The following is a 23,507-nucleotide window of genomic DNA, read 5'->3' on the forward strand; positions in this document are numbered from 1 at the left end:
CTCCAGCCCGAAATTTGTTGCTGGAGATGTCACCCCGTGAGTTCCCTGTCTGCGCCCGCCACCGCGATAGTCGCCGCCCCAGCGCCGGCCGCGCCCGTGCAGACGGCGTTCGGCCTGCGGGTGGTGGTTGGCCTGTTCGGTGTACTGCTGGCGGTGCTGTGTGCCGGTCTGAACGAGTCGGTGACCAAGATTTCCCTGGCCGATATTCGTGGCGCGATGGGCATCGGTGCCGACGAGGGCGCCTGGTTGCTGGCGGTCTACAGCGCGGCATCGGTTTCGGCCATGGCCTTCGCGCCGTGGTTGGCCACCACCTTCTCCTTGCGCCGCTTCACCATGACCGCAGTCGGCCTGTTCGCCGTGCTCGGTCTGCTCCAGCCGTTCGCCCCGAACCTGCACAGCCTGATGCTGTTGCGCATACTCCAGGGCTTCGCTTCCGGCGCGTTGCCACCGATGCTGATGAGCGTGGCGCTTCGCTTCCTGCCGCCGGGCATCAAGGTCTATGGTCTGGCGTGCTACGCACTGACCGCCACCTTCGGGCCCAATCTCGGCACGCCGCTGGCCGGGCTGTGGACCGAATATGTCGGTTGGCAGTGGGCGTTCTGGCAGATCATCCTGCCCTCGGCCGTGGCAATGTTCTGCGTCGGCTGGGGCCTGCCGCAGGACCCGCTGCGCCTGGAACGCTTCAAACAGTTCGACTGGCGTGGCGTGGTGCTGGGCTTGCCGGCGATCAGTTGCATCGTGCTGGGGCTGTCGTTGGGCGACCGTTGGGGGTGGTTCGATTCCCCGTTGATCTGCTGGCTGCTGGGCGGCGGCCTGCTGTTGCTGGTGCTGTTCATGTACAACGAATGGTCCGAGCCACTGCCGTTCTTCCAGTTGCGCATGTTGCAGCGGCGCAACCTGAGCTTCGCCCTGTTGACCCTGGCGGGTGTGCTGATCGTGCTCTCTGGTGTGGGCAGCATTCCATCGGCCTACCTTGCGCAGATCCAGGGTTATCGCCCTGCGCAGACCAGCCCGCTGATGATGCTGGTGGCCATGCCGCAACTGATCGCCCTGCCGCTGACGGCAGCGCTGTGCAATATCCGTGCGGTCGATTGTCGCTGGGTGCTGGGCATTGGATTGGCCATGCTGGCGATGTCCTGTGTCGGCAGTAGCCTGCTGACCTCCGAATGGATTCGCGGCGATTTCTACCCCTACTACCTGCTGCAGGTGTTCGGCCAGCCGATGGCGGTACTGCCGTTGCTGATGTTGTCCACCAACGGCATGACCCCGCAGGAAGGCCCCTTCGCCTCGAGCTGGTTCAACACCGTCAAAGGCCTCGCCGCCGTGATCGCCACAGGCCTGCTGGATGCGCTTGGCACCCTGCGTCGACATTTCCATTCCAACCACCTGGTGGACAGCCTGGGCAATGCCCCGCTGATCGACGACAACACCGCAGGCCTGGCCGGGCGCATTCACGAGCAGGCGCAGGTGCTGACCTGCGCTGACCTTTACCTGGTCATGGCCTGTATCGCCGTGGCGCTGATCTGCCTGATTCCTTTCGTGCCTACCCGGGTCTATCCACCGCGTGCGGTGGCCTGAACCCTGGATGAATTCGAGAACGCTGAAAATGAGCAACAACCGCAAGACTATCGTGATCGGCTCGGTGCTGGCCGTGGCTGTGCTGGCCGGCATCGTCGGCCCCTGGATGCTGGGCAGCGATCATCGTCAGAGCACCAATGACGCCTATGTGACCGCCGACTACACCGTGGTCGCCCCCAAGGTCGCAGGGTTCATCAAGGACGTACGGGTGGAAGACAACCAGCAGGTTCACGCTGGCCAACTGTTGGCGACCATCGATGACCGCGATTATCGAGCCGCACTCGATGCCGCCCAGGCGCAGTTGTTGGTGGCCAAGGCGCAGAGCGCCGATGCCCGCGCAACGCTCGATCGGCAGGCGGCCCTGATCGCTCAGGCTGAAGCGGCCGTCAAGGCCGCCCAGGCCGAGGCAGCTTTCGCCGACCATGAAGTCAATCGCTACAGTCGCCTCGCCGAACAGGGCGCCGGAACCGTGCAGAACGCCCAGCAGGCGCGCAGCCGGGTCGACCAGGCCCGTGCTCGCCTGGCCAATGCCCAGGCTGCGCTGGTGGCCACGCGCAAGCAGGTCGATGTTCTCACCGCCCAGGTCGCCAGTGCCGATGGCCAGCTCAAACGCGCCGAGGCAGGTCTGGAAAAAGCCCAGCTGGATCTCTCCTACACCCGTATCACCGCCCCCGTCGACGGCATGGTGGGCGAGCGCGCGGTGCGGGTTGGCGCTTACGTCAATCCAGGCGCGCGGCTGCTGTCGGTGGTGCCGCTGGAGCGCGCCTACGTCGTGGGCAACTTCCAGGAGACCCAGCTGACCCATGTGCAGCCAGGGCAGCCGGTGAGCATCAGCGTCGATACCTTTTCCGGTGAAACCCTCAAAGGCCACGTCCAGAGCATTGCCCCGGCCACAGGCGTGACTTTCGCCGCTGTGAAACCTGACAACGCCACTGGCAACTTCACCAAGGTCGTGCAGCGTATTCCGGTGAAGATTGTGTTCGAAGATGGCCAGCCGCTGCTTGCCCGCCTGCGCGTGGGCATGTCGGTGGAGGCGACCATCGACACCCATGGCGACAAGTTCGAAGGCAAAGAGGTCAGTGCGCGATGAAACCGGCCTTGCGTTTGAGCCCCGTGTTGCTGGCTGTGGTGCTGGCCGGCTGCACCCTCGGGCCGGATTTCCAGCGTCCGGATAGCCAGGCGCCACAGAACTGGGCGTCATTGCAGGGTGACGCTGCTCCCAGCCAGCCGCAGGCCGAACCTATGGAATTACGCTGGTGGGATAGCTTTAACGACGCCCGCCTGAGTGCCTTGATCCAGAAAGTCGCCGAGCGCAACCTCGACCTGCAGATGGCCAGTGCTCGCCTTGTGCAAAGCCGTGCGCTGCGCAGTACGGTGGCCGCCGATGAAGCACCGTCTGTGGACGTCGACGCAGGCTACAGCCGCGCCCGTAACAGCGCCGAGGGGCTGAGCGACCCGTCCGGCAACGCCGGCAAGTCTGCGTTCAACCTGTGGCAGGGCGATTTGGTCGCGGGTTGGGAACTGGACCTGTGGGGTCGCGTACGCCGCCAGGTGGAGGCTGCCGATGCCACAGTCGAGGTGGCCGAGAACGACCGTCGCGCTGTGCTGCTGGCCCTGCTGTCCGAAACGGCCGGCAACTACATCCAGCTACGTGCCGTGCAGCACACGTTGGCGGTGACCCAGGACAACCTGGAGGTGGCACGGCACAGCCTGAAACTGTCCGAGGACCGCCAGGCCGAAGGGGTGGCCACCCGACTCGACGTCGCCCAGGCCAGCGCCCAGGTGGCTTCGATCGAGGCACGCCTGCCTAGCCTCCAAGCCAGGCGCGATGACCTGATCAACGCCCTCAGCTTGCTGGCCGCCGAACCGCCACGCAGCTTGCAGGCCGAGTTGCTGGAGGGAGGTGAGCTGCCGACGCCGCGACAGAGGTTTGCCATTGGCCTGCCGTCAGAGTTGGCCGAGCGACGCCCGGATATCCGGCTTGCCGAAGCCCGCCTGCATGTCGCCACGGCCAGCATCGGTGTGGCCAAGGCCGACTTCTACCCGAGCATACGGCTGTCGGGCAGCATGGGTTTTCAGGCCATGCAACTGTCGGACTTCGGTAGTTGGGATTCGCGGCGTTTCGCCTTTGGTCCGCAATTGTCGCTGCCGATCTTCGAAGGCGGCAGGCTCAAGGGCACCTTGGAATTGCGCGAGGCGCAGCAACAGGAGGCCGCGCTGAACTACCGCAAGGTCGTGCTCGGTGCCTGGCATGAAATCGACGATGTACTGCGTCTGTACAACGCCAGCCAGTTGCGTCGCGACCACCTGGCCGAAGCGGTGCGGCAGAACCGCATCGCCCTGGAGACTGCCCAGCGTCAGTACGTGGAAGGGGCGGTGGACTTTCTCAATGTGTTGAGCGTGCAGGGTGCCCTGTTAGCCAGTGAAGAGCAGTGGATCGACAGTTCGGCTGCGGTTTCCCAAGCGTTGGTTGGCCTATACAAAGCCCTGGGTGGAGGGTGGCAGGCATTCGATATGCAGCCGCATAAAGCATGAGGATTGGCGCCGCCGCTGCTTTGAGGGAGGGGCCCTGTGTCTTGGAAGGGCTGCACAGCAGCCCCCCATGACGGCATGGGCTCAAAGCGGACGCAAAAGCCCAAAGCGCTTGCGCAACACCCAGTCCAGCATGCGGCGCGGCAGCAGCCGGGCCATCAACGGTAGTGCAGTGCTGCCATTGCCCAATCGCACAACGGCGGGCACCTTGCGCTTGCCCGTCGCTGCTAGCACCCCTTTGGCGAACACCGCCGCAGGCGTTGGGCGGTCCTGCGATGCCCGGGCCCGTGCCTGAACCTGTTCGCGCAAAGGCCACCACGCCGAGTCCGCTGCCAGCACCTGATCGGCCTGGCGTTGGGCATTGCTGGCGAACTGCGAGGCAATCGCCCCTGGCTGCACCTCCATCACCTGAATGCCAAAGGGCGCCAACTCAAGGCGCAAGGCATCGCTCAGCGCGTTCACCGCGGCTTTCGAGGCGCAGTAGGCTCCCGCAAACGGGGTCACCAGCACGCCTGACACGCTGCCGATGTTCACCACCAGACCACGGGCGCGGCGTAGCAGCGGGAACAGCGCGCGCGTCACGCCGATCACCGCGAAGACATTGGTTTCGAATTGCTGGCGCAGGGCATCAACCCCACCGTCGAGCAGCGGCCCCATGGCGCCGTAGCCGGCATTGTTGATCAGCATGTCCAGTCGGCCATGACGGTCCTCCAACTCGTCAGCCAGTCGCTTCAGGGCCTCGCTGTCATTCACATCCAGCTCACGTGCGGCGAAACCGGCTGCGGCCAGCACCGCGACGTCTTCGGGCTTGCGGGCGGTGGCCCAGACTTCATAGCCAGCATCGCGGAAGGTATCGGCCAGGGCGCGGCCGATGCCGCTGGAACAACCGGTGATCAGGACGGTGGGCATGCTTGGGACCTGTTGTCAGTGAGTGGGTTATTTCCCGTGCCGCGTCTTCGCGGGTTACCCCGCCGAAGGGCCGGTAGAGGCGACGCATCAGTTGGCAAATGTACCTTGCAGGTGCTCGGCCCGGAATTCCAGGGTCTGTGGCCGGTACCCCGAGCGCAGCGGCGGAAGTGGCAAGCAGTCTTGCCACTGTGCCCCCGGCTGCAATTCGCCCGGTCCGCGGTAACGCGGTGCATTGTAGGTATTCTCGGCAAGGTTCACCGTATCGCCAGGGGCGTAGGCTGCCACGCGCCAACGCAGTTCGGTCAGCGGGACATCGTTGCCGTTTTTCATGGTCACCCGCAGTGCGCGGTCGGCGGGGCATTCTTGCGGTGCGTAGGTCAGGCGCAGGTCCAGGCGTGCCAACTGCGAGGTTTCACGGTTGTCCTGCCAGGCCACCCACAATGCCACCAGACCCAAGCCGCACACGGCGGCCATGGAAATCGGCAAGGCCTTGGCCGGGTAGCGCAGCAGCAGGACAAGCCAAGTGAGTATCAGAGCGGCGCCGATAAGCATCAGTCAGTGACCTTCAATGCACAGGTTCATCCATCCTAGCGGTAAATCGATCCAGCTTGAAGGACGCGACGCTGTCTACGGCACACCTGGCATTTCTGCCAGTTTCGAATGCCTCTCTGCGCTCGTAGCCTTTCTCCAAGGCGGCACGTTCTCACATGCAGCATCTACTTCATAACGCTTGCGCCGCCGCAGGAGACAAGAAAGTGAATTCAAGCAAGGAAAAAGTGGGGCAGTTGGTTGGACAAATGACTGCCGTGATCAGTGGGCGCGATGCAAGGTTCAAGGCCAGCACGATCAACTATCTGCCAGGCAATGCGGTGTTCGCGATCGACGATGAAGCCATCGATAACGAGCCATTCATTTATATTCACCTGCCCGAAACGCCAGAGGTGAAAACCTACGATATCGAGCCTCTGGAAGCTGGCAAGGTTTGGGCGCACCTTGGCATCGAAGGCGCCGGTTACGCGCAGACCGGCAGGCTGGCCATCGAGGTGTTGGGAAGCTCGGGCGAGCCGAAGCAGGCAAGCTTCGACTTCAAGGGCGGCAACAGCTCGTTTTCGGTGAGCGATGGTCACTTTGAAATCGACAGTCAGGTGAGAACCCTGGCAGCGAAGGCTTCCGGGACCGCCACGGCACAGGTAAGCCCGGTCCTTGAAAGCAATGGTGGGTTCACGGCTGATCAAATCCGGCCACTCTACAACTCGGCAGGTGAACTGTCGGGCGTTCTGGTTAGCCAGCGAGAGGGGCTCAAGGGTGGCCTGGAGGATTTTGGCGCGTTTTTCCTGTTCACTGCTGACAGCGTCACCAATTACTTCGCCGTTGTTGACCGTGGGCTTTATGCGGGGCAGCCAAGCGGTGGCAACCCGCCGATCGGCAAGTTCGAATACAGACAGGGTCAAAGCCTGCTCATCGAATTCGAGTTTGAATTCACCAGGTCCGGCAAGAAGTACGTGCTGAACAGCGGGCGAGTCGAGCTCGATCTGCGTCCCAAGTAACGCCGCATTGAAAAAGCCCCGTGGTCGTCCAAGGCCACGGGGCTTTCTTTACGTCCGCTATTTACTGCGCGATGGTCTTCACCGAAATGCCGCGCTCGATGGGTGTGGATGTACGCCCATACACGTCTTCGAATCGCTCGATGTCATCCTCGCCCAGGTAGCTGCCAGACTGAACCTCGATGATCTCCAGTGGGATCTTGCCCGGGTTGCGCAGGCGGTGGACCGAGGCGATCGGGATGTAGGTCGATTGGTTCTCGGTAAGCAGGAACACATTCTCGTCACACGTCACTTCGGCGGTGCCGGACACCACGATCCAGTGCTCGGCGCGGTGGTGGTGCATCTGCAGCGACAGGCTGGCGCCCGGCTTGACGGTGATGTGCTTGACCTGGAATCGCCCGCCCATGTCCACCGAGTCGTACGAGCCCCACGGGCGATACACTTCCAGGTGGTTCTGGGTTTCGCTGCGGCCTTGCTCGTCGAGCGTCTTGACCATCTGCTTGACGCCCTGGACCTTGTCCTTGTGGGCGATCATCATCGCGTCCTTGGTCTCGACCACCACGATGTTCTCCAGGCCAATCACCGACACCAGCTTGCCGTTGCCATGGATCATGCAGTTGCGGCTGTCCTGCACCACCACATCACCCTTGGTGACGTTGCCGTCGGCGTCCTTTTCGTGCACGTCCCACAGCGACGACCAGCAGCCCACATCGCTCCAACCGGCGGACATCGGCACCACGCAGGCGCGCTGGGTCTTTTCCATCACGGCGTAGTCGATGGAGTTGTCCGGGCAGCAGGCGAAGGTGGCTTCGTCGATGGTCAACACGTCGCCGTCTTCAGCGCTGCGCTCCAGGGCCAGTACGCAGGTGTCGTAGATGTCGGCGTCATGTTTCTTCAGCTCTTCGAGGAAGCGGCTGGCGCGGAACAGGAACATCCCGCTGTTCCAGAAGTAACCACCGGCCTGAACGAATTCGGCGGCGCGTTTTTCATCGGGCTTTTCGACGAACTGCGCAACCCGCGCCACGCCCTCAGGCAGCAGGGCATCCTGGCTGGAGCGGATGTAGCCGTAGCCGGTTTCAGGCTTGGTGGCCGGCACGCCGAACAGCACCATCTCGCCACGTTCAGCAGCCACGGTGGCCAGGGCCAGGGCGCGTTGCAGTGCCTTCTGGTCCTCGATCACATGGTCGGCCGGCAGCACCAGCATCAGCTCGTCGCGGCCTTCGTTGACCAGCTTCATGGCCGCCATGGCTACCGCTGGGGCGGTGTTGCGACCGAACGGCTCCATCAGGATGCCTTGGGTCTGCAGCTTCAGCGCGGCGAGTTGTTCCTGAACGATGAACTTGTGGTCCTTGTTGCAGACCACGATAGGCGCGTCCATGCCTTCGAACACCAGGCGCTCCAGGGTTTGCTGGAACAGGGTGTGTTCACCGGTCAGGGCCAGGAACTGCTTGGGGAACTGCTTGCGCGACAGAGGCCACAGACGGGAACCGCTACCACCAGAAAGAATTACCGGGATCATCATGTTTCTCCAATAGTCGTTTAGAGGCAGGGGGATCAGTTGCTAGCCACGGGGCGAGTTACCCACACCGGCGACAAGTTGTTGCCGGAACCCGTTACGTACAGCACTGCGGCTTCGCCGCGCTCCAGAGCGACCGGCTTGAGGTCGCTGACTTTCTTGTCGCCTTCGAACAAGGCCAGGTTGACCTTGACCGGATTGATTTCACGTTCGCCACGGCCCTTGGCGGTTACCGAATCCACCACGGCAGTCTTGCCATCGGCGGTTTTCAGGGTCAGGGTCTGGTCGCTGAGGTTCTGGACCCGGACAAGTGCTTTCTGCTTGTTCTTGAACGGCGGTTCTTCGATCAACTGCGGGTTGCCGCCGGCGTTGTTGACCAGGGTGTAGTACTTGTCGGCGGCCAGTTTGACCGGGACGCTCTTGCCGCCGACCTGGGCGGTGTAGTCACCCCCCGGCAGGAAGCTGAAGTCGCTGCTGGCCTGGGCGCCGACCTGCTTGATCTGGGTGTTGCCGACAGTGGCGGCGGTGGGTGCGCTGGAGGCATTGTACAGGCGCACGAAGGTCGAACCCTTCGGTGCGGTTGGGCCGTACAGCGCAGCGTCGGCGCCGGCGAAGGCTTGCATCGAAGCCAGGGAAAGGCCTGCCGCGAGGGTGAGGGCTTTGGCAATGGAAGTCTTGGTAGTCATGTGCGTGTTCCTCTCTATCAGTGGTTCGTCCGGGAGGACGACAAGGCCAGGTTTTCTTCGGATTTACGTGCGCTCTTGAGCTGTGCGATCCAGTTCGGGTCGAAGCTGCTGAGGTCGTTCTTCATTGGCAGATATCGTTCTGGGAATTCCCACACCACCACTTGTGGCGCGGCATTTTTGAAGGCATCGCTTTGCAGGTACTTGAGCATCGGCAACACCGGGCCATGGCCGTCTTCGGCGTAGTTGGCCACGTCGCTGCGCAGGGCTTGCTGCAGGGCACCGAGGAAGTTCCAATGCGGGTTTGCGCTGTAGCTGGTCCCCACCAGGGCCACTGGAATCCGGGTGTCGGCGAACAGTGCGTCGTCGGCCTCGCCCTCGGTTTGCGCAGGGCGCGTGGTGCGCTGCTGCAGGTTGTCGGGGGTCGGCAGCAGGTTGCTGAAGAGTGGGTCCAGCGGCAGGAAGTTGGTCAGGTCGCCCTTGTACGGTGCGCTGTTGCCAGCCTCGGTGATGAACGTCTGCGGCTCGCCATTGAGCAGGTTCTGACGGCCAACGGCTTCGGCCAGGGCCTGTGCGACGACTTCGGCGCCCATGGGCGTCCAATGGGTGTCGGTACGCAGGAACACCTGGCCACGGGCCTTGGCCTGTTCCAGGGCCGCCTGCAGGTCGGGAGCGAACACGTTGGCCTGGCGGGCCTGGGCATGGAAGCGGTTGTACAGGTCATCGTGCAGGCTGGCCGGTTGTTCCTTGCCCAGGTACTCCGAGTAGATCCGCGCCTTGGCTGGGACGATTGCCAGCACCAGTTGCACGTTGTGGCGCTTGAGGGTTTCGCTCACGCCACGGATGAGGGCGAGGTTTTCCTGCATCAACTGTTCGGCGCCGGCAGTCGGCTTGAACTCTTCGTCACTGAACAGCCACTGGTCGCGCCCCAGGACCACGCCCGGGCGGCCTTCGTTGAACAACTTGAAGTCCAGCGCCGCCCAGACGTTGGTGCCCAGGCGCTTGATCGGGAACTGCTCGTCGTAATGGGTCTCGGCAGCCTTGGCCAGCTTGCCGTCGAGCATGGTCATCTGCTCGGTGCGCTGGAAGCTTTGCAGGCCACCGGTGGACCACACGCCCATGCCCACCAGCAGACCGAGGAACGACAGGGAGTAAGTGATGCGTAATGTCCGGGTCATGGTCATCAGCCTCAGAACTGGAAGTAGAGGAACGGCGAGTAGCTCTGCGCCGAGAGCTTGAGGATCGAAGCCACGAACAGCAGCAGGATCAGGGCGCGGGACATTACCCGGGTCCAGTCCAGGCCGATCGAGCCATCGGCATTGACCTGCACCGGGCTTGCCACGGGGCTCGGCTTGGCATTGCGGTAGAAGTCGCGCAGGCCGAAGAACGCCAGGGTGATGTAGGCGATGACCAGCGTGGCCACCTGCAGGCCAGTGAGCTGGGCGCGATTGAGTTCGGACAGCTGCCACTGGCCGAAGCTGAACATGGCGCCATACATGCGGCCGGCCACTTCCAGGTTCTCGGCGCGGAAGATCACCCAGCCGACCACTACCAGCAGGAAGGTGAAGGCCCATTTGACCGGGTTGAAGCGTTGCGGATTGGTGTCGATGCCCAATGCACGCTCGATGGCCAGCCACATGCCGTGCCAGGCGCCCCAGATGATGTAGGTGAAGTTGGCGCCGTGCCACAGCCCGCCCAGCAGCATGGTCAGGAACAGGTTGCGGTAGGTATTGAAGGTGCCTTTGCGGTTACCGCCCAGGGTGATGTACAGGTAGTCCCGCAGCCAGGTCGATAGGCTGATGTGCCAGCGGCGCCAGAACTCGGTGATCGACTGGCTGATGTAGGGCTGCTTGAAGTTCTCCATGAAGCGGAAGCCCATCATCAGACCCAGGCCGATGGCCATGTCGCTGTAGCCGGAGAAGTCGAAGTACAGCTGCGCGGTATAGGCCAGGGCGCCGAGCCAGGCGTCGCCAGTGGTGGGGTTCTGCAGGGCGAAGCAGTGATCGGCGACCACCGCCAGGGTGTCGGCGATGAACACTTTCTTGATGAAGCCCTGCATGAAGCGGGTGCAGCCTTCGGAGAACTTGTCCAGTGTGTGGGTGCGGTTATTGAACTGGTCGACCAGATCCTTGAAGCGCAGCACGGGGCCTGCGATCAGGTGCGGGAAGATGGCCACGAACGCCGCGAAATCGATCAGGTTGCGGGTGGCCGGGGTGTCGCCGCGATACACGTCGATGATGTAGCTGATCGACTCGAAGATATAGAACGAGATACCGATCGGCAGCAGCACGTGGGTGAGGATGAACGGCTCCAGGCCAAACGAGGTGATGATCGCGTTCAGGCTGTCGACGCCGAAATTGGCGTACTTGAAGTAGCCCAGGATCGCCAGGTCCACGCCTACGCCAAGCAGCAGCCAACGTTGGGCCGGCTTGGTGCGCACGCCCGCGGCACCGACTTTCAGGCCGATCCAGTAGTTCCACAGGGTGACCCCGGCGAACAGGGCGAGGAAGTCCACCCGCCACCAGGCGTAGAAGATGTAGCTGGCAACCAGCAGCAGCAGGTTGCGATAGCGTTGCCCGCTCAAGTAGTACAAGCCGAGGAAGACCGGCAAGAACAGGAACAGGAACACGTTGGACGAGAAGACCATCCCGGTTCTCCTTTTTGTTCACAGCATCCAGGGCAAAGCGCCCCCCAAACCCCCCACTCGAAAAGTGGGAGATACCTAGTCCCTTGCAGGAGCGGATTCATCCGCGATTGCGATGGTCATGGCAGCGGTTGTGAGCCTGCCGACGCCAGCGCGGATGAATCCGCTCCTGCAGGGCCTTTGCGTTACTTCTTGCGCGCTGCGCTCGGGTCGTAGACCCGGGTCAGGTTGCCACCCAGCCGGAAGCTGTCGAATGGCTGCATGTCGCGCTTGCGCTCAAGGGTGTCGGCGTTGCACGAATACAGCTGGCACCAGGGCTCCAGCCAGGCGTACTTGTTGTCGATCTTGAGGTCGTCCATGTCCTGCTTCTCGCCATTGCGGGTCTTGAACGCACTCGGATCCCTGGCCCCGGCCAGCACTTTCTGCCCCAGGCGCTGCAGGGCGTTGTTGTTCTCGCCACGCAGGTCCACGCCATTGGCCTGGGCGAAGCTGGCGATCATCGCCAGGGGGGGCAGGGCATAGTTGTGGTAGGCCAGGGCGCGCTGCTTGCGCTTGAGCTCGTTTGGCAGGAAGCCCTGGGCATCGACCTGGTTGGCGCCGACCTTGTATTCCTTCACCGCCCAGTCGAACAGGTCACGGCGGTCGGTGGCCACGGCGGTAGCCATGACCGACCAGGCCGCCCAATAGCTGTGGTTGTTGATCTTCTGCAGGGGCAAGTTGCTCCAGTCGCGTACGGTCTGCTCGGCCAGGCGGGCGAACCACTTCTCGATCAGTTCGGCCTGGGCCTGGTGCGCCGCCAGTGGTTGCGAGTTAGAGAACTTAAGGCGCAGCCAAGACCCGCTCATGCTGCCCAGTGCCCATTTGCGCATGGACTTGCCGGTGTGGTTGTAGTTGGTCGACATCAGGGCATCGGCCCGTGCCCAGGTGCTCAGCCAGTTCAGCGTGCAGTCGAGCTGCGCGGGCCGACCGTCTCGCATGTACTGGTTGACCATCTTGGCCACGCCACGCTCCAGGGTGGTGATTTCCTTGGTGGAGTCGCGGAAGGCCTGTTCCGAGTCCAGGTTCAAGGTTGCCCGGGCACTGTCCGAGCCCTCGTACTTGCTGCGAAACTGCAACGCGCCGGTATAGGGTCTGGGCGGTGCCGCGCAACGGAAATTGCCGTCGCTGGTCTTGAGTTTCTCGATGCCTTCGTAATAGCCCTGGGGCGGTACCAGCGCGGCATGCGCGGCGCCGCCGAACAGCGCCAGGGCAAGAAGTGCGGGTGCGGTGGTTCTGCTGAGCTTGGTCATGTTCGCCTCACTGGCCAGCTTGCGCGGTGTGCATAGGGCTGGCGAAGTTGTTGCGTTTGCAAAGCTTGGCTTCGACTTTGCGGGTGCCGTCCTCAGGCCCCTGGACCTCGACGGCCAACAGGTTCTGGCTGGCCCAGTCTTCGTCTTCGCGCATCTGGAAAACGAAGCGACCGTCGGTTTCGGAGGTGTCCGGCTTCTCGATCTTGATGTCTTCGTGGCGGCCATTGAGGTACCACAGGGTGGCCTGCAGGGTCTTGACCGAGGTGTCCTCGAACTTGAAGTCCATCTGCAGGTTGCGGTTGATCAGGTCTTTGATCACGCCGCCCTTGCCGTTGACCATCAGCTCGTTCTTGCCGGGCTTGAGTTCGGCGCTGGCGCTCATCAGCGCAGGACGCGCGTCGCAACCATCGTCGAGCAAGGCGAGGATCTGGCGCCAGATGGTTTCCTGGTCGAGGCGATACAGCGGAGAGAACTCCCAGATCAGGATCTTCGGCGGGTGCTTCTGGAACTCTTCGCTGCCCAGGTACTGGATCATCGAGCCTTCCAAACCGCCGCCTGGGAAGGCGACGTTGAGCACATCGGCGCCGATGTACTGTTGCAGGAACCCGGAGAAGTTGTAGTTCTTGCCGCTGTGGCTGGTGCCGACCAGGGTGATCTGGGCATTACCGCTGTCACCGAACAGGTCGTCGCCGCCGCTCGAACCCTTCGGTTCGGTGGCGAACTGGTCCATGTACTGCACGGCGTAGCTGGTGCCACAAAGCTGGCCGGCAACGTTATGCAGCGTACCGGTCTTACCCATGCGGCCCGACTTGTGGGTTTCGAATTCCTTGCGTGGAATGCCTTCGAACGCCGGCATCTTGTGCACGGTCTCGGCCACGATCTTCGCTGCGCGCTCGGCGCCGTAGGGCGTCCAGTGCTGGTCGCCGCGGAAGTAGAAGTCCTTGCCCTGGTCGGCTGCGGCCAACTGCTCGTTGGTTAGCGGCGAGAGGTCGGGTACGTTGTAGCCCATCTTGGCAAAGCGCTGCAGCATGGCCTGGTAGTTGCTCAGGGCCTTCTGATAGTTGAAGGCGGCTTTTTCTTCAGGCTTGAGCATGTTGCGGTTCACCAGGCCGCGGGTCGGCTGGTACACCACGACCAACTCCACGCCGCGCTTCTTGAAGGCGTCGTGCACTTGCTGAAGGCGTTTGTAGCCAGACGGTGTGGTGTCGAACTCGGTACGCAGGTCTTCGCGGGTCCGGAACAGCCAGTCGCCCTGGGCTTGCACCAGGGTGGTGAAGTTCTGCTGGTAACGCGTGGTGTAGCGGCTGGGGTCATGCGCCTCGGGGCACAGTTGGCAGCACGGCTCGGCGGTGAAGGTCGGTGCCTTCACGTCGTCGGCGCGCACGCCCTGGCTGATGGCCAGGAGGGCAGCGGACAGACCGAGCAGTTTCATCAGGTGTGGGGTCATGGTCGGGCTTCCTTAGTCGATCATTTCGGTCTGGCGTTCGACCGGGTCGATCAGCACAGCCTTCTGCTGGCGCGCCAGCAGGTCGAGGATTTCGTCCTGGCGCTCGCCGAGGATGCCGTTGAGGCTGATGCCGTTGGCCTTGCGCGGGGCGAGCATCGAGACCTTGTACAACTCCACCGAAAGGGGCGAGTCGATCGACAGCGGCCCCGAGCCGTTGGCCGCCAGCTCACCGCCGACCACGATCAGCGAGACCTTGGTGTCGAACGGGTCGAGGGCGATGTCACGGTCGGTATCCGACAGATCCTTGATGTGCCCGTAGACGCCCACCAGGCCGTTGGCCATGGCGACGTTTTCGTACAGACGAATGTTCACGCTGTTGCGCACGCGGATGCCGTGGCGACGGTTGTTGATCAGCTTGTTGCCCCAGATCAGGTTGTCGCCGCTTTCGTACAGGGTGATGCCGTCGGTGTGGTTGCGGTAGATCTCGTTGTAGGCGATCAGGTTGTTGACGCTGTTACGGTCGATCACCACACCCGAGAGCTTGTTGTCGTAGCTCTTGTTGTTGATGATCCAGCTGTCGTTGACCTCACGCGAGACGATGATCCCGTGCTTTTTCTTGGTGCCGTAGACAGTGTTGCCGGCGATGATCAGGCGGTGCGAACGGTCGTGCGGGTCGATGCCGTAGACGATGTTGTCGCGGTAGACGCTGTCCTTGACCACGAAGTCCTGGGTTTCGTAGCAGTAGAAGCCGTACCACATGTCGCTGAACTCCGAACCGATGATCCAGCCGGTCGGTTCAGGGCGGCCCATGCGCTTGGCCATGTTCGGGGTGTACTGCGAGATGCTCACACCGTAGGACTTGGACTTGGCATAGCCGAAGCTGGCCATCTTGGTGTTGACGATGTAGGTCTCGGTGCCGCCCCAGGACAGCAGGAACGGGCGGAATTCGCTGGGCGAGCGGAAACTGGCCGGGCCGTTGTCCTTTTCGCGCCAGCCGGTCACCTGGGTGTCGGTGACGAACAGCTTGCCGTCGTTGACCAGGAACGAACCGCCTTCCTGGGACAGGCGCAACTGCTTGACCTTGCCGTCGATCTCGAGGATGCCCTTCTGCCCGACCACGATCGGCAAGCGTGCCAGGTACACACCAGGCTCGACCTCGCTCAGGTACTGCTTGGGTACTTTCTTGCTCAGTTCGACCAGGTCGACATGGCCGTTGTCGACGAAGATCGCCTGGGGAATGCCATGCTGGCGCTGCACCCACTCGGCGGCTTTGTTGTCACCGCCGATGAACTCCTTGAGCGATTCTTCCTGCAGCATGCGGCGTACGCTGACGGTGCCCTTGTGGCTGCGGTCGATCTTCTTCTGCACGGCCTCTGCGGTGTAGCCGGACAGGTCGGGCAGCTTGGGTGGGTCCATGTGCAGTGGCTCGACCGGTGCACTGGACACGGTGTAGGTCTTGGCCTGCTGCAGTTCCTTGGCCTTGTTGGCGGGGTTGTCCGCGAACGCTAGGCCCGAGGCCAGCAGCAAAGCGCTGGCCAGGAGGCTGTGGCGAAGGTTCGGGTGAAGGGTCATGTGGTTCCTCTCCCGGCTCAATAGCGCCAGATCACGTCGACGAAGGCGCGGTGCATGTACGAGTCCGCTTCCTGGCCATAGGCGTCGCCCGGCTTGAACACACCGGCACGCAGACGTACCAGGGCCGAAGGTTCGTCGATGGCCTGGCTCATCGACGCCGGCAGCAGGCCTTGCTTGAAGTACTTGGTGACGACCACGTCCATCTCCTGGCCCAGGTCTTTCTCGCCATTGACCAGTGGGCGGTTCACGCCGTTGTCGTTGACCACGGCGTTGATGCCGCTGGAGCCGATGTTCTGTTGGTCATCGACACGCCAGAACTTGTGGTAGATGAAGCTTGCGTCGTAGTCGTCGCGCAGTTGCCAGGAGGCGAACAGGGTGGCCGCCTGCAGGTTGCCCAGCTCGCCACGGAACGCCTCGCCGAAGCGGTGGACGCGCGAACGGGTGCCGGTGAAGTTGGACCGGTTGCTTTCAAGGCCGGTCTGCTCGAAGTTGTTCGAGCCGTCGCTGCCGCCACCGCCGCTGCCACGGGCATAGGCCGCGCCGACTTGCCAGTTGGGGTCCAGGCGCAGGCGGATGCCGAGGTCGGTGCCCCAGGCGTTGACGTCACCGCTCTGCTTGCCGGTTGCCACCTGCTCGTTGCCCACTTGTTGGCTGCTCAGGGTGTCGCGGTCGCCCGTCAGCCAGGTGACGCTGCCCCAGTAGTTGACGGTGTGGTCGTTGCGCCAGTTGTAGGCATCGCTGTTGGCTTCCAGGCCCAGCCAGGTGAGGTCGCCAGTGCGGGTCTTGTCCAGTGCGTCGACGGTTTCGCCTGGGTTTTTCAGGCTGCCGCTGTCGTGGCTGTGGTGAGCGCGCAGGCCGACCCAGTGGCCAGGGGTCCACTGTGTGGCGACATTGCCGTAGACATGGGTGCGGTCCTTGTCTTCCGGCGCCAGTTCGGTGAGGTCGGTGCGGTATTCGCTGAAGCGCTGGGCCACGCCCAGGTCAGCCTTGAGCAGGGTGGTGTCGAAGGTCCAGTTCAGGGCTTCGATATTGGTGTCGCGCCACATGCCATCATCGCTGCGCAGGCGTTGGCGACCCAGGCGAAGCTGCTCGCCGGGGTAGGCGGTGAGGCCGCTGTAGCCGACCCAGAACTCGCGCAGGGCCAGGTAGCTCTTGTCTGGCGTGCGGCTGTCCTCGCCAGTGTCGGTGGTGGTGCCGTCGTCGTTCTGGCGCAGGGTGTCGGTTTCGATGGTGTCGGTAGCGGTCACGGCCTGGCCCATGGCGTAGGCACTCCAGTTACCGCGTTCGCCGTACACCCATGGACGCAGGTCCAGGCCCAGGCCATTGACGTCGCCGCCGGAGCGGGTGCCCAGGTCACGGTCGTCCTCGGACTGACCGGTGATTTTCACGTCTAGACCAAAGTTCTTCTCGGCGGTCATGTCCGCCAGGGTCGGGCACGACCACAGCAGGGCGAAGCTCAGGCCGATGCCGGCCTTCACGAAGGGATTGAGCGTCATAGCATGTCCTCACCGTCTACTTCTTTTTCATCGTCTTGCAGCGCTTCGATGGCCAGTGTGCTGGTGGCACCCCGGCCCATGCTGCCGCGTGCCTGCTTCTCCTGGGCCAGCAGTTGCTGGGCCTGGCTGCGTTGTTCAGGCGTGAGTTGCTGATCGAGCTGTGCAAGCAGTTCAGCCGACTGCGGCGTCGGGTTGGCCTGGGACAGCTGGGCGAACACCCAGGCGTTGGCCGGGTTGCTGCGGATACCATGGCCCTCGCTGAACAGCTGGGCCAGGGCGTAGTCGGCGCTGTTCTGGCCACCACGGGCGGCATTGAGCAAGTGGTCGACCGCTTTCTGCGGCTCGACATCGCCCAGGTATCCACGGCGGTACAGTTGGCCCAGGTAGTAGTCGGCACTGACTTCGCCGGCGTTGGCCGCCGCTTGCAGGTGTTGTTCGGCCTTCACGGCATCGGCCGGTACGCTCTTGCCTTCGTAGTAGAGACGGCCAAGCAGCAGTTCAGCACGGGGCTGTTGCGCTTCGCGACCTTTGTCGATGTAAGCCATCAACTGGTCGGTGTCGCCCAGCTCGGGGAAGTCGTACACCAGTTGCGCGAGGCTGACCCAGGATGCCGGATTAGATGGCGCGATCTGTTCGAGCAGGTCCTTGGCGGTTTTCTCATCGGTCTGGCCGAGGTTGCGGTCGGCCAGGACGCGGGCGACGCTGTCGACGCGGCTGGCCGGCACCGAGCCGCGGGCGTAGGCCGACTTGAGCTGTTGCAGCAGGGCAGCCTGCTGGTCGGTCTGGCCCCGCTTCTGGTAGACGGTCGCCAATTCGGCATAGCAGACGTCCAGGGTGTTCAGGGCTTCCTTGCAGAGCGCCTCGACCTTGTCCAGATTCTGGTCATAGGTGCCTTGGGTGCGGTACAGCAGCACCTGGGCCAGGCCGGCTTCCGGATAGCCAGCCGCGCGCCACTGGTCGATCTGCTGCTGGGCGTTGACCTTGGGGAAGCTCTGCGGGTACAGCAGGTAAAGCATCGCCAGTGGGATCAGGGTCTTGTTTTCGCCCTGCGCCGAAGCCTGCTTGAGCAGCCGTTCAGCTTCCTCGCGCTCGGCCTGGGTGCTGTCGAGTTTGGCCACCAACAAGCGGCCAAGGCGCGCCTGGGCACGCGGCGAGGTTGCTGCCGCGGCGCGGTAGGTCGCTTCGGCTTCCTTGAACTGCGCAGGGTCGCCACTGGTGACCTTGATGTCGGCCAGGCCCACCTGCGCGTCGCTGTAGCCCAGGTCGGCCAGCGCTTTGTAGTTGCGCTCGGCCAGGGCAGTGTCGCCACGCTTGAGCGCTTCGTTGGCCAGGCGCTGGTCGGGCAGACCGGCGCAACCGGCCAGGCTGACGGCCAGCGCCAGTGCACACCATGCAGATGGGCGAGCGCTGCGCGCTCCAGTGGACGACGCAGGCCCTGTGGCTGTGGCCTTGAGTCGCGATGGAGGGCAGAGCCCTCGCAACGGCGTCATGCAATTCATCAGCTCGATCCTCTTAAAGCCCACGGGCAACGGCTTTGTCGATCAACCAGTCCAGCGATGGACCACGGTCGCTGGTGACCGAGGCCGGGCGGCCGGCCAATTCGGCCGGCAAGGCGCCGTCAGGCTTGATTTGAACGCGGATATCGGAGGCCAGGTCTTCGCTGTTGAGGCTGGTGCTGCTGACGATATGGCCGGTGCGCACGTCGTCTTCGCCGGCGATCTGGAAGTTGACACGGGTGCCTGGTTGGACCTTGTCGAACTGGCGGTAGCTGAAGCGCGCCTCGATCAGCGGGTTGCTGGTACGCGGGATCAGCTGGAAGATCGGCTGGCCCTTGGCGGCGTACTGGCCGTCGTCCACCAGCTGGCGGGCGACCACGCAATCGCAGGGACTGGTGAGAGTCCCGGAGAGTTGCTTGCCGAACAATTCCTCGACCTTGGCCGGCTCCAGCTGCGAGTCGTCCAGATGGCCCTTGAGCATGTCCAGCATGCTGGTGCTGAAGCTGGCCAGCGGGGCGCCTTTGGCGATCAGGCCACCGCTTTCGACCAGGCTGCTCACCGTACCGTCGCGGGGCATGGTGACGTTGGTGGTCGGCACTGCCACCACGCCGGCTTCGGCATGGCTCACGAAATACATGCCATACAGCGACTTGGCCACGAAGCCGAAGGCGGCAATGCCCACCACGAACACGCCCAGGGTCACGGTCACCGCTTTCAGGCGGCCGAAGGCCGACAGGCCGGTACCTGAATCCTTCTGCTTGCGGGCCTTGGTGAAGTTGTCGCGCTGCAGGGTGCTCAGTACATCGCCGATGCTGATCAGCTCACCGGACAGGTGGCTGGTGATGATGTGGCGCAAGGTGGCGATGTCGCGTGGTTCCAGGTTCTGGAACTGCGCGCCGGTACGGCCGGTGTCGGCGAGGTAGGAGCGCACCTGGAATTCGATGTCCATCGACAGGCCAAGGTTGTCGACCACGAACTGCAAGCGCCCGCGCAGCACATCGCCAACCTTCAGTGGCTGCTTGGTGTGGAAGCTCAGGCCACCGGCGGAAAGGTCGTCGACCTTCACATCATGGGGCTGGCGCTGGGCATCCAGGAAGCGCAGCTTGGCGGGGATGCGCACCCGGGCGTGTTGGCGCTGGGCTTCGGACTCATGCACGACGTTGACATTCACGGCGGTATTCATGGTGGTTTGTTCCTTTAGTTCCGATCCGGGTTGGGCTCACACGACCATGAACAGCACAGCAACGAAGATGCTGGCAGCCGAGAAGGTCATGGTCCGCGAGGACCAGGTGTTGAACCATTGTTGAAAACTGGCGAGGTCGCGCTTCAGGGCAGTGGGCTGACGGGTCCAGGACTGCTTGTCGAGGCGGAAGAACACGTAGATCTTCATCAGCGCGCCGACGATCTGGTTGTAATAGAGAATCAGCGGGTAGGCCGGACCCACGTTGTGGCCGGAGCACAGCAGCATCACCGTCAGGATCAGGCGGGTGATGCCGATCCACAGCAGGTAAACCAGCAGGAAAGCCATGCCGAACTTGAGGCTGGCGATCACCGCCACGGTAAGGCCCAGCAGGCTGGTCCACATCGACACGCGTTGGTCGAACAGCACGATGCTGGTGAACAGCCCCAGGCGACGAACACCCAGTCCCAGGGCGCGGGAATTTTGCCGCAGGTTGTTGCCGTACCAGCGGTACATCAGCTTGCGACTGGCCTTCAGGAAGCTCTTCTCGGGCGGATGTTCGACCGTGTTGATGGCGGCATCGGGCACGTAGAAGGTGTCGTAACCCAGGCGCATCAGGCTGAACCAGCTGGACTTGTCGTCACCGGTGAGGAACTTGAACCGGCCCAGGCGCCAGTGCATCAGCGAGTCGCTTTCGACGTCGGCGATGAACTCGGGGTTGGTCACCACGCTGGCGCGGAACATCGACATGCGCCCGGTCATGGTCAGCACGCGCTTGCTCAGTGCCATCGAGCACATGTTGATGTGACGCTGAGCGAAGCGCAGCTTGTGCCACTCGCTCATGATGTAGCCGCCGCGCACTTCGCAGAATTCGTTGGTGGTCAGGCCGCCAACGTTGGGGTAGAGCTTGAACCAGGGCACGGTCTTGTTCACCACGCCATCGGCCAGCACGGTATCGCCGTCGATGACCGCGACCACGGCGTTCTCGTCCGGCAGCATGCGCGAGATGGCGCGAAAGCCATAGGCCAGGCCGTCGCGCTTGCCGGTGCCGGCGATGCGCACGATGTCGAGTTTCACATGTGCTGGCGGGTTGTACTTGGCCCACAGGCTTTTCACCAGCAGCTCGTCGGACATCTCCACCAGTGAGCACACCACGGTCGTCGGGTAGCCGCAGTTGATCGCTTCACGGATCACCGAGCTGTACACCTGGGCCGTGGTCAGTGCGTCGATGCGGAAGCTGGTCACCATCAGGTAGACATGCGACGGGTCAGCCGCCTTGCCCAGTTTCTGCACCTTGCGGCGCAGGTAGGGGTAGACCAGGTACAGGAAGATCATGCCGCGGATGAAATGGGTGGCGCCCATGGAGTAGCGCCAGATGCCGACTGCGCCGACCAGGAAGATGAAGTGCTTCGACTGCGAGTCGAAGATATCGCTGGGCAGGGCCAGGGCGATCAGCATGAGCAGGCTCATGTAGAGCAGCCACCCGGCGCACTGCAACAGCACTGTCTGGAGCCTTTGCATGTTCAGCATCCGTCGCGAAATCAGAAAAAGGGAGGGCAGCGGCGGTGGGGAGGCCACCGCTGCCCGGCCAAGGGCTTACCAGCAGATACCTTCGGTACGGCTGGCAGCGCAGGTGCCTTTGCTCATGAAACCGACCAGGTCGATCACTTGCTTGCCGGCCGGCGCTTGCTCGGCAAGGGCGCGGAACTGCTCGTCACGGTTGCCCAGGACGATGATGTCGGCGTTGTCGATGACCTTTTGGAAGTTGGCGTTGAGCAGCGACGAGACATGCGGAATCTTCGACTCGATGTACTCTTTGTTCGCCCCGTGAACGCGGGCGTACTCGACGTTCTCGTCGTAGATATCCAGTTGATAGCCCTTGCCGATCAGGCGCTCGGCCAGTTCCACCAGCGGGCTTTCACGCAGGTCGTCGGTGCCGGCCTTGAAGCTCAGGCCAAGCAGGGCGACCTTGCGCTTTTCATGGGCTTCGATCAGCTCGAAGGCGTTCTGGACCTGCGATTCGTTGCTGCGCATCAGCGAGTCGAGCAGGGGAGCGCGTACATCGAGGCTGGCGGCACGATAGGTGAGGGCGCGTACGTCCTTGGGCAGGCAGGAACCACCGAAGGCGAAGCCTGGGCGCATGTAGTACTGCGAAAGGTTCAGCACTTTGTCCTGGCAGACCACGTCCATCACATCGCGGCCATCGACACCCACCGCCTTGGCGATGTTGCCGATTTCATTGGCGAAGGTGACCTTGGTGGCGTGCCAGACGTTGCAGGTGTACTTGATCATCTCGGCCACTTCGATCGGCTTGCGGATGATCGGAGCGTCGAGCTCTTCGTACAGGCTTTGCAGGATGTCGCCGCTGGCGCTGTCCAGTTCGCCAATGACGGTCATCGGTGGGTGGTCGTAATCCTTGATCGCGGTGCTTTCGCGCAGGAACTCAGGGTTGACCGCGACGCCGAAGTCGACCCCGGCCTTCTTGCCCGAGCAGTCCTCGAGAATTGGGATGACCACGTTCTTGACGGTACCAGGCAGCACGGTGCTGCGTACCACGATGGTGTGACGACGGGTGGTGTCGCGCAGCACATAGCCGATTTCGCGGCACACCGACTCGATGTACTCAAGGCCCAGGTCGCCGTTTTTCTTGCTCGGGGTGCCGACGCAGATCATCGATACATCGCTGGCACGGATGGCCTCGGCGAAGTCGGTGGTGCCACGCAGGCGGCCGTTGGCGATGCCTTGCTGCAGCAGTGCTTCCAGGCCTGGTTCGACGATGGGCGACTTACCCTGATTGATCAGGTCGATCTTGGTGCTGGAAACGTCCACACCAATCACGTCATGGCCACGTGCCGTCAGGCAACCTGCACAGACTGCACCCACATAACCCAAACCAAAGATGCTGATACGCATCGCTATCACCTCATGTGTTTATCACGCCAGCTCCTCCGGGAAGAGCCGGACTGGGTTGATTAACAACAGTTTTCGGGCGCACGGATCCATGGCGAAAGCACACTTCGCCGAGCGCAGGCATGAATGAATCCAGAGCGCACGAAGTTGTGCACTCAAAGTTGGCAGTCAAAAGCCAATAATTAAAAGGCGTGCCCTGAAATGCAGCCGTCTTTATTGCAAGGCGCTACTTGGCGCGATGCTGTGCTTGTTCTTTCAAGTGAAAAAATCCTTTGAAATCAACCACTAGGACGATTTGTTAGGGGCGCGTCTCTCCTGTAAAGACAGGGTTCTCGGGCTTTCCGTAGCCACTGTCGAAGTTTCCATGGCGGGTATGGATACCTGCCGTTGTCATCTGTAAGTCATCTCTCACACCCACGGCGCAAGATATTCGTTACGGCACTATGAGCGATGGGTCGTAGCAGAAGTTCCGAGGTGGGTTCCGCTCGGATGAAAGATTTCTAAATATTTTTTCAGTGGCTAATACTTTCATTCTGATAGCACGTCCCGGTTTCGTACCTATATACAAAGGGCGAAGTCGGGGTGGGATGTTCTTGTGCCAGCATCCAAAAAATTTTTTCAAAAATCGTCAAAAAACTACGGGCGGTCTTATGGCGTTTGGCGATAAGGGGGTTGCTGCTGGATTTTTGGCGCTGGAAAAATGGCGCTTTG

At 62.5% G+C, this 23,507-nt stretch carries 18 protein-coding genes; 4 read left to right on the forward strand and 14 right to left on the reverse strand.

Annotated features, from left to right (window positions below; genetic code table 11):
• Nucleotides 1-36 precede the first annotated feature (36 nt).
• The 3 genes from H620_RS0122175 to H620_RS0122185 are packed head-to-tail and all read left to right on the forward strand — an operon-like array spanning nucleotide 37 to nucleotide 4,113.
• On the forward strand, nucleotides 37-1,578 hold the full coding sequence (locus tag H620_RS0122175) for an MFS transporter (RefSeq protein WP_023378755.1): 1,542 nt from the start codon (nucleotides 37-39) through the stop codon (nucleotides 1,576-1,578).
• Between the two features lie 28 nt (nucleotides 1,579-1,606).
• A complete protein-coding gene (locus H620_RS0122180) occupies nucleotides 1,607-2,668 on the forward strand; it encodes an HlyD family secretion protein (RefSeq protein ID WP_027908059.1) in 1,062 nt (353 codons plus the stop codon).
• On the forward strand, nucleotides 2,665-4,113 hold the full coding sequence (locus H620_RS0122185; RefSeq protein WP_027908060.1) for an efflux transporter outer membrane subunit: 1,449 nt from the start codon (nucleotides 2,665-2,667) through the stop codon (nucleotides 4,111-4,113). Before H620_RS0122180 ends, H620_RS0122185 begins: the two co-directional genes overlap by 4 nt.
• An 81-nt stretch (nucleotides 4,114-4,194) precedes the next feature.
• Here the strand turns inward: H620_RS0122185 and H620_RS0122190 are convergent, their stop codons facing one another.
• Together H620_RS0122190 and H620_RS0122195 are read right to left on the reverse strand one after the other, a co-directional pair.
• Entirely contained in the window at nucleotides 4,195-5,019 is an 825-nt protein-coding gene (locus tag H620_RS0122190; protein ID WP_027908061.1) for an SDR family oxidoreductase, read from the reverse strand.
• Between the two features lie 87 nt (nucleotides 5,020-5,106).
• Nucleotides 5,107-5,571, reverse strand: a complete 465-nt coding sequence (locus H620_RS0122195) for a hypothetical protein (RefSeq protein ID WP_023378759.1) — start codon at nucleotides 5,569-5,571, stop codon at nucleotides 5,107-5,109.
• A gap of 203 nt (nucleotides 5,572-5,774) precedes the next feature.
• Here H620_RS0122195 and H620_RS0122200 point away from each other — a divergent pair, with 203 nt between their 5' ends.
• Nucleotides 5,775-6,566, forward strand: coding sequence for a hypothetical protein (locus H620_RS0122200; RefSeq protein WP_155950815.1), 792 nt, complete (start codon nucleotides 5,775-5,777; stop codon nucleotides 6,564-6,566).
• 61 nt (nucleotides 6,567-6,627) lie between these two features.
• Here the strand turns inward: H620_RS0122200 and H620_RS0122205 are convergent, their stop codons facing one another.
• From H620_RS0122205 to H620_RS0122260, 12 genes are all read right to left on the reverse strand, one after another.
• Complete coding sequence (locus H620_RS0122205) at nucleotides 6,628-8,082, reverse strand: mannose-1-phosphate guanylyltransferase/mannose-6-phosphate isomerase (RefSeq protein WP_027908063.1); 1,455 nt, start codon at nucleotides 8,080-8,082, stop codon at nucleotides 6,628-6,630.
• A gap of 35 nt (nucleotides 8,083-8,117) precedes the next feature.
• Nucleotides 8,118-8,765, reverse strand: a complete 648-nt coding sequence (locus H620_RS0122210; RefSeq protein WP_027908064.1) for an alginate O-acetyltransferase AlgF — start codon at nucleotides 8,763-8,765, stop codon at nucleotides 8,118-8,120.
• A 17-nt stretch (nucleotides 8,766-8,782) separates the two neighbouring features.
• The gene (locus tag H620_RS0122215) at nucleotides 8,783-9,940 is read right to left on the reverse strand and encodes an alginate O-acetyltransferase (RefSeq protein WP_023378763.1); all 1,158 of its coding nucleotides are present in this window, start codon (nucleotides 9,938-9,940) and stop codon (nucleotides 8,783-8,785) included.
• Between the two features lie 11 nt (nucleotides 9,941-9,951).
• Nucleotides 9,952-11,409, reverse strand: a complete 1,458-nt coding sequence (locus tag H620_RS0122220; protein ID WP_023378764.1) for an MBOAT family O-acyltransferase — start codon at nucleotides 11,407-11,409, stop codon at nucleotides 9,952-9,954.
• A 182-nt stretch (nucleotides 11,410-11,591) separates the two neighbouring features.
• Nucleotides 11,592-12,695: a mannuronate-specific alginate lyase gene (locus tag H620_RS0122225; protein ID WP_023378765.1), complete on the reverse strand. Its 1,104-nt coding sequence runs from the start codon at nucleotides 12,693-12,695 to the stop codon at nucleotides 11,592-11,594.
• Between the two features lie 7 nt (nucleotides 12,696-12,702).
• On the reverse strand, nucleotides 12,703-14,142 hold the full coding sequence (locus tag H620_RS0122230; protein ID WP_023378766.1) for an alginate O-acetyltransferase: 1,440 nt from the start codon (nucleotides 14,140-14,142) through the stop codon (nucleotides 12,703-12,705).
• A gap of 12 nt (nucleotides 14,143-14,154) precedes the next feature.
• Nucleotides 14,155-15,714: a mannuronan 5-epimerase AlgG gene (gene algG / locus H620_RS0122235; protein WP_027908065.1), complete on the reverse strand. Its 1,560-nt coding sequence runs from the start codon at nucleotides 15,712-15,714 to the stop codon at nucleotides 14,155-14,157.
• 17 nt (nucleotides 15,715-15,731) lie between these two features.
• Nucleotides 15,732-17,210 (reverse strand): alginate export family protein, encoded by a 1,479-nt coding sequence (locus tag H620_RS0122240; protein ID WP_023378768.1) that lies wholly within the window; start codon nucleotides 17,208-17,210, stop codon nucleotides 15,732-15,734.
• On the reverse strand, nucleotides 17,207-18,709 hold the full coding sequence (gene algK / locus H620_RS0122245) for an alginate biosynthesis TPR repeat lipoprotein AlgK (RefSeq protein WP_081669747.1): 1,503 nt from the start codon (nucleotides 18,707-18,709) through the stop codon (nucleotides 17,207-17,209). Before algK ends, H620_RS0122240 begins: the two co-directional genes overlap by 4 nt.
• Before the next feature lie 13 nt (nucleotides 18,710-18,722).
• On the reverse strand, nucleotides 18,723-19,889 hold the full coding sequence (locus H620_RS0122250) for an alginate biosynthesis protein Alg44 (protein WP_027908067.1): 1,167 nt from the start codon (nucleotides 19,887-19,889) through the stop codon (nucleotides 18,723-18,725).
• Nucleotides 19,890-19,925: 36 nt separating this feature from the next.
• Complete coding sequence (gene alg8 / locus H620_RS0122255) at nucleotides 19,926-21,407, reverse strand: mannuronan synthase (RefSeq protein ID WP_023378773.1); 1,482 nt, start codon at nucleotides 21,405-21,407, stop codon at nucleotides 19,926-19,928.
• A gap of 75 nt (nucleotides 21,408-21,482) precedes the next feature.
• A complete protein-coding gene (locus H620_RS0122260; RefSeq protein ID WP_023378775.1) occupies nucleotides 21,483-22,799 on the reverse strand; it encodes a nucleotide sugar dehydrogenase in 1,317 nt (438 codons plus the stop codon).
• Nucleotides 22,800-23,507 lie beyond the last annotated feature (708 nt).

Source organism: Pseudomonas taiwanensis DSM 21245 (assembly GCF_000425785.1).
GTDB lineage: Bacteria > Pseudomonadota > Gammaproteobacteria > Pseudomonadales > Pseudomonadaceae > Aquipseudomonas > Aquipseudomonas taiwanensis.